The 6,371-nt window shown below is 73.4% G+C and carries 7 protein-coding genes and 1 riboswitch; of the genes, 3 read left to right on the top strand and 4 right to left on the bottom strand.

All coding sequences use genetic code 11. The features are described 5' to 3' along the window. Nucleotides 1-473 (bottom strand): hypothetical protein (locus tag ACFU7Y_RS37810; protein ID WP_380771062.1); only part of this gene is annotated, 473 nt, incomplete at its 3' end. Between the two features lie 29 nt (nucleotides 474-502). Then, on the bottom strand, nucleotides 503-1,579 hold the full coding sequence (locus ACFU7Y_RS37805; RefSeq protein ID WP_263455127.1) for a prenyltransferase/squalene oxidase repeat-containing protein: 1,077 nt from the start codon (nucleotides 1,577-1,579) through the stop codon (nucleotides 503-505). A 98-nt stretch (nucleotides 1,580-1,677) separates the two neighbouring features. Continuing rightward, a riboswitch (cobalamin riboswitch) is annotated at nucleotides 1,678-1,826 on the bottom strand. 110 nt (nucleotides 1,827-1,936) lie between these two features. Between ACFU7Y_RS37805 and cobF the strand changes: the two genes are divergently transcribed. Beyond that, nucleotides 1,937-2,695: a precorrin-6A synthase (deacetylating) gene (gene cobF, locus ACFU7Y_RS37800; RefSeq protein WP_224281361.1), complete on the top strand. Its 759-nt coding sequence runs from the start codon at nucleotides 1,937-1,939 to the stop codon at nucleotides 2,693-2,695. 452 nt (nucleotides 2,696-3,147) lie between these two features. Here cobF and ACFU7Y_RS37795 read toward each other — a convergent pair whose 3' ends face one another. Further along, entirely contained in the window at nucleotides 3,148-4,089 is a 942-nt protein-coding gene (locus tag ACFU7Y_RS37795; protein ID WP_224281360.1) for a LysR family transcriptional regulator, read from the bottom strand. A gap of 98 nt (nucleotides 4,090-4,187) precedes the next feature. Between ACFU7Y_RS37795 and ACFU7Y_RS37790 the strand changes: the two genes are divergently transcribed. After that, complete coding sequence (locus ACFU7Y_RS37790) at nucleotides 4,188-4,679, top strand: GNAT family N-acetyltransferase (protein ID WP_224281359.1); 492 nt, start codon at nucleotides 4,188-4,190, stop codon at nucleotides 4,677-4,679. Between the two features lie 127 nt (nucleotides 4,680-4,806). On the opposite strand, the gene ACFU7Y_RS37785 is transcribed toward ACFU7Y_RS37790, so the two are convergent. Further along, complete coding sequence (locus tag ACFU7Y_RS37785) at nucleotides 4,807-5,304, bottom strand: helix-turn-helix domain-containing protein (protein ID WP_224281358.1); 498 nt, start codon at nucleotides 5,302-5,304, stop codon at nucleotides 4,807-4,809. A gap of 108 nt (nucleotides 5,305-5,412) precedes the next feature. Here ACFU7Y_RS37785 and ACFU7Y_RS37780 point away from each other — a divergent pair, with 108 nt between their 5' ends. After that, on the top strand, nucleotides 5,413-5,910 hold the full coding sequence (locus tag ACFU7Y_RS37780) for a hypothetical protein (protein WP_224281357.1): 498 nt from the start codon (nucleotides 5,413-5,415) through the stop codon (nucleotides 5,908-5,910). Nucleotides 5,911-6,371: the final 461 nt, after the last annotated feature.

Genomic DNA, 6,371 nt, shown 5'->3' with positions numbered 1-6,371 from the left:
GCGGTGATGCCCGGCTGCGCGCCGGCACCGAAGGACCAGCCCTCGACGTCGCCGGGTGCCGGGTTGTAGCTGCCCGCGCCCAGGCTGCTGTACGACCAGGGGCCGCCGTGCTGGGCGTGCCAGTACGACCAGTAGGCGCTGCCGGTCGGGTTGGTGCAGGTCGTCGGCAGGGCGTTGATGGTGCAGACGAAGCCCGGGTAGCGCGGGTGGAAGGCGTACGAGAATCCGGCGCCGGTCAGCGCGGCCAGGCCACTGGCCGGGTCGCCGAGCGCGCAGCCGGTCTGGATGCCGCCGCCGACGGCGGTGAAGTCGACCACGACGGTGACTCCGGTGGTGCCGGTGCAGGCGGCCGCCTGCGCCTGCGGGGCCTGGACGGCGCAGACGCCGAGCAGTCCGGCGGTGAGGGCCGCCGCGGCGGCGATCGACCCGAGCGTACGGCGGGCCGGGCGGACCGCGGTGAGAGTGTCGGTCATCGGTGAAATCCTCCTGGTGTCAGGCTCGTTCAGCGCGCGACCGGGGCCGGGCAGGCCAGGGTCGGGGCATCGGGGCGGGCCCCGGAAGCGGAGAGGGTGGCCAGCGGGGTGCCCGCGAGGCCGAGGACGGCCTGCGCGGTGGCCCGGGCGCCGTTGCCCGCGTTGAAGCCGGACGCGTCATAGGCGACGGCTCCGCGGACCGCCGGGTCGGCGGAGCAGCCCTGCTGGAACGTGACCAACCGGCTCCAGCCCTTGAGGCCGGCGACGAGGCGCCCGCCGGAGAGCAGCGCCTGGGTGGCCAGGCCGGTGGTGTTGGCATTGGAGGCGCTCGCCCCGGCCGCCGCGAACCCGCCGTCGGTGTTCTGGTGGGCGGTGAGCCAGCCCAGGCCCGTGTTCGCCTTGGCGGCGCGACCGGTGGCGGCGAGGGCCTGGACGGCGAGTGCGGTGGCGTCGGGGTCACTGGTGCAGGTGGCCTGGCCGAAGGAGACCGGGAAGCCGCCGTCCGCGCACTGGCTGTTCGCGAGGAAGTCGACAGCCGCCGCCGGAGCGTCACCGGGTGTGCGGTGCAGGGCGATCACGGCGAGGGACTGGCCGAAGGCGTTGCTGTAGTCGCCCCACTGGGAGCGGTCGGAGAAACGGCCCTCGGCGGTCTGCAGCGAGCGCAGGCGGGCCGGCAGGTCGACGCCGCCGAAGGCCGTCGGGCTCCCACCGCGGACCTCGACGGCGAGCAGCAGCTTGGCGGTCGCGCCCGCGTAGGCCTCGGTGGTGCCGTCGCCGAGGTAGCCACTGATGATCTCGGGCTTCGCCAGCCAGGCGGTGGCCTTCGCGGCGGCCTCGTCGGAGCTGTGCGAGGCGGCGAAGGCCAGCACGGCGTCCACGGTCAGGCCCTGGTCGGGGTAGGCGGTCCCGTTGAAGACGGACTCGAAGTGGTCGCCGTCCACGAGCTGGCGGGCCAGCCAGCCGCCCGCGGCGGCGTCGGGGCGGACCGTCGGGGACGAGGTCGCGGCGGCGGGCGCGGCGTGGGCGGCGGTGGCCGCCGGGAGCGCGGTGGCGAGTGCGAGGGCGGGTATCGCGAGCAGACCGAGAGTGCGGCGGAGCGCGGGCATGGGTGCCTTTCCGGGCCTGGACGCAGGGGCCCGGAGGACGTCGGCGACACGCCGGGCAGCCCTCGGAGCTCCGGCCCGCAGACCACGACGGGAGGAGGGGACGACACACCTCCGCCGACGGGTAATCGGGCTCGCCGCCGACGTGGAGCCGGAGGCCTACCGTTGCGGGTCAGCGCCGGATTCGGACCGGACTTCCCCCATCGGCGGAGTCGCTACTTGACGGCCCATCATGGCGAAACGGAAAAGATCCGGTCAAGGGTTCGTGCGTCACGTCACGGTGGTCCATACCCGGCTTCGCGACGCGCTCCTCCCGGCTGCCGGCGTGATCAGGGTGTCTCGGACGGCAGAATGCCTCTCATGCGGCACATCTTCGTCATCGGCATCGGCGCGGGCGACCCCGACCACCTCACCCTGCAGGCGGTCAAGGCACTCGCCCGCACGGATGTCTTCTTCATCCTCGACAAGAGCGAGGAACGGCAGGACCTGATCCGGCTGCGTCGCCGGATCCTGGCCGAGCACGGGCGGCCCGGGCACCGGCTCGTCGAAGCGCCGGACGCGGAGCGGGACCGCACCACCCCGGCATACGCGACCGCCGTGGACGACTGGCGCGTCCGCCGCGCCGACCTGGTCGAGCAGCTGGCCGTCGAGCACCTCGGTGAGGGCGAGACGGGCGCGTTCCTGGTCTGGGGGGATCCGAGCCTCTACGACAGTGTCATCGCCGTGGTGGACGACGTACGGGCCCGCGGCACGGTCGCGTTCGACTACGAGGTGATCCCGGGCATCAGCAGTGTGTCCGCGCTCGCCGCCCGCCACCGCACCACGCTGACCCGGGTCGGCCGCCCGGTACAGATCACCACCGGCCGCCGCCTGGCCGAGGGGTTCCCCGAGGACGTGGACGACGTGGTGGTGATGCTCGACGGCCGGGCCGCCTTCAGCGGGATCGACCCCGAGGGGCTGGAGATCCACTACGGCGCCTACCTCGGCACTCCCGACGAGATCCTGGTCGCCGGCCCGCTGGCCGAAGCCGCCCCGCGGATCCGCGAACTGCGCGAGTCGGCGCGCGAGCGCAAGGGCTGGATCATGGACACCTACCTTCTGCGGCGATCGGCTGACTGACCGGCGTGCGCCGCCCCGGAAGCGGGGCGGCGCGGCGCGTCAGCGGTTCCGGAACGTACACGTCGTCCGCCGGTCGGAGCGGGGCTCCGGGCCGCTGCTGCCCGCCGGGCGGGCCTTGGTCGGACCGCACGTCCTGGAGGTTCCCGTGCACACCACTCCCGCACCGGGTGCCAGCGGTCCGATCGTCACCGGCACGGACGGATCGGAGCCCTCCCGCAGGGCTGCGGCCTTCGTGTGCCTCACCGAAGCCACACCTCGTACGGGCACTCGCTCTTGCCGAAGGCCCGTTGGTCAGGCGCCCTGGCGGCGGGTGCGGCACTGCTTCTCGCCGGGTCCGGCTCCGCCGGCGCCGTCACCGGCACGTCCGGCGGGCCGGTCCCGGGTGTCCCGCGGACCGTCGAACTGGACGCGTCACCCGCCTCGGTGGCGGTCAGCCCGGACGGGCGCAAGGCCTACGTCGCGGTGAAGGACAGCATCAAGGGCGCGTCGTTCGACCGTCCGTCCCGGCCCGCCACGGATTCGGAGGCCGCGACGAAGGCCCGCACGAGGGGCCGGTCGTCTCCTCGGCGGGTGGCCAGGAAGACCCGGCTCATGGCGGACGGCCCGTCGAGTTCGAGGCGCCGGGCGCCCGCGGGGAGCAGCGTGGTGACGCTGTGGGGGGCAATGGTGACGCCCAGGCCCGCGGCGACGAGCATGATGACGGTGTGCCAGTTCGAGCACTCCTGTACGACCCGGACGTCGTTGCCGGTGTCCCGGATCGGCTGGGTGTTCACGTCGAACGCGCGGGCTCCCGCCGAGCGCGGGAACAGGATCAGGGGGTCGGTGGCCAGCGCCGCCGCTTCCACCCGGTCTCCCTCCGCGGCGGGGTGGTCGGCGGGGACGACCGCGACGAACCGTTCCGTCGTCAGGAGGGCGAGGTCGATGTCGTCGCGTTCCTCGGCATCACGGACGATCCCGATGTCGGCCGTGCCGCGTTCCAGGGCCGTCAGGACGTCGACGGTGAAGCCGTCGTGCAGCCTGACCTGGACGTCCGGGCGGCGGAGGGAGAAGGCCCGGAGCCGTTCGCTGACGATCGCGGCGGCGGAGGTGATGAAGGCGACGTCCAGGCGGCCGGCCTCGCCGCGGCCGACCCGGCCGGCCTCGTCCAGATCGGCGGCCAGCCGGCCCAGGAGGTCCCTCGCCCGCGGCCGGAACGTCATCCCGGCGTCCGTGAGGCGCACGCTCCGGGACGTCCGCCGGAACAGCTCGACGCCGACGATCTTCTCCAGCTGCCTGATCTGCTGGGACAGGGCCGGCTGGGCGATGTGCAGCCGGCGGGCGGCGCGGCCGAAGTGCAATTCCTCGGCCAGCGCCAGGAAGTAGCGCAGATGCCGGAGCTCGATTCGCTGATCCATATCTCCAGCCTATGGATGGCGGCCGGTGTACGTATTGGACACATGAGTCGGCGCAGTCGCAGGCTGACGTGGTGTCGTCCAGGGAAGGAACCCGCCCCATGCCGTACGCGTCCGCACCGCCCGTGGTCTCCTCGATCGCCTCGCCCAGCGACGCCGACGCGTTCCGCGCGCTGAACGAGGAATGGATCTCACAGCTGTTCACCCTGGAGGAGGAGGACCGGGCCGTGCTCGGGGATCCGTTCGGCCGCATCGTGGACCCGGGCGGCGACGTGCTCCTGGCCCGCGAGCCGGGAAGCGGAACCGTCGTGGGGTGCGTTGCGCTTCTGGCCCACCCGGACGCCGTGTTCGAGCTGGCGAAGATGGCCGTCACCCCCGGCGCGCAGGGGCGCGGAATCGGCCGCCGGCTCGTGGCCGCGGCGATCGGCCGGGCCCGGGCACTCGGCGCGGCCAGGCTGTTCCTCGGCACGAACAGCAGGCTGGCCCCCGCCGTCCACCTCTACGAGGACGCCGGGTTCGTGAGGATCACCCGCGACCGGCTCCCGGTGGCCGACTACTACGCCCGCGCCGACATCCTCATGGAACTGGGCTGAAGTCGAACCGGGCTGAAGTCCCGGGCCCGACCTCGGGGCCGCCCGCGGGTGCGGACGGCCGGCCGGGCAGGGACACTGCCACGGCCACGGCACGTCGCCGCGCGGACCGGCCCAGTGGCGGGGCCGCTCAGGACGGCAGGAAGCGGGCGCCCGGGCCCGGGCTGCGGTAGACGGAGTCCGGGGGCAGGCCGGTGTGTCCGGCGGCGCACGTCAGGACGAGAGTGACCGGTTCGTCGCAGCCGTGGCCGTCGGCGGTGCCGTGCCGGACGACGACCGACGGGCCCTCCTCGTCCGCGAGGTACTTGTCGCCCCACTCCAGCAGGGCGATCACGGTGGGCCTCAGGTCGACGCCCTTCTCGGTGAGGCGGTACTCGAAGCGCTGCCGGTCGCCGGGCTCCTGGTACGCCACCCGGTGCAGCACACCCGCGGCGACGAGGCCGTCGAGCCGCGTGGAGAGCAGGTTGCTGGCGATTCCCAGCCGGGTCCGGAACTCCCCGAAGCGGCTGACACCGTCCAGGGCCTCCCGCACGATCAGCAGCGACCACCGCTCGCCGACCGCCGAGAGTGCACGCCCGACCGAACAGTTCGCCGGGTCGATCCGTCGTTGGTGTCGCTGCTCCGCCATGGCTCGATCCTAGACCGCCCCGAAGCACCTGGGTTGACAATCTCCACTCAGTCCCGGCTAGGCTCCGATCCAGCTGAGTTGAGAAATTAAATCCAGGAGGCGACGGCCATGCCGATGCTCGACGTCCACATCCCCGACGGCGCCCTGCGGCCGGAGGCGGAAGCGGCCCTGCTCAACCGCATCACCGAGATCCTGATCCGCCACGAGGGCTTCGACCCCGCCGACCCGGCCACCCGCTCGGTGTCCTGGCTCTTCCTGCACCGGCCCGCCGCCGTCTACGTCGGCGGCGAGATCGCGGACGCCCCGCGCTACAAGGTCGTCCCGTCCGTGCCCGAGGGCCAGCTCGACGCCCGGAAGCGCGCGGGCGTCATCGCCGACGTCACCGAGGCGATCCTGGACGCCGAGGACGGCGCCTGGCCGCGCGACCCCGGCCGGATCTGGGTCTTCCCCACCGAGATCCCCGAGGGCCACTGGGGCGGCTTCGGCAGGGTCAGGCCACTCGCGGCGATCCTCGCCAGGCTCACCGGCCACGACCGCGACCGGGCCCGCGCCCTCGCCGAGCAGCGCATCGCCGAGAGCCGCGCCGAGCACGCCCGGCTGCCGTAGGCGACCGCCGGCCTCTCGGCCCGCAGCGGATCGAGACACCGGGATCGACGAGGAGATCGAGTTCGCCACGAAAGTCCGGCTCGCCCGGCGGATGGTCCGCCGGGCGATGGACCGCCGGCTTCACGACCTTCCCGCCGCGGGCCGCCCTGCCGGGCTCCAGCCCCGTCGGGATCGCCTCGGGAACGGGCGGAGGTGCAGACAACTCGTCCATGGGCAAGCGGACTCGTGGATCTCACCGGCGGGCCGAGATACTCGTTCGACTCGGCGGCAGGCCCAGGCCCTCTGCGGTGGCGCGACCCACACGGGCGAGCGGGTGTGCACGGCATCGTGCCGACAGGCACGGCGCCTTCTCACAGAACGGCAGCACCGGTTCTCACCTGCGGTCCCATTGCCGGGCCACCGAGTTCCCTTTCCCGGGAAACGGCAACCCGGCGTCGCATGCAGCATCCTCGGCTGCCGCA

This window comes from Kitasatospora sp. NPDC057542 (genome assembly GCF_042801945.1).
GTDB lineage: Bacteria > Actinomycetota > Actinomycetes > Streptomycetales > Streptomycetaceae > Kitasatospora.
This window is presented reverse-complemented; position numbering and strand designations above follow the sequence as displayed.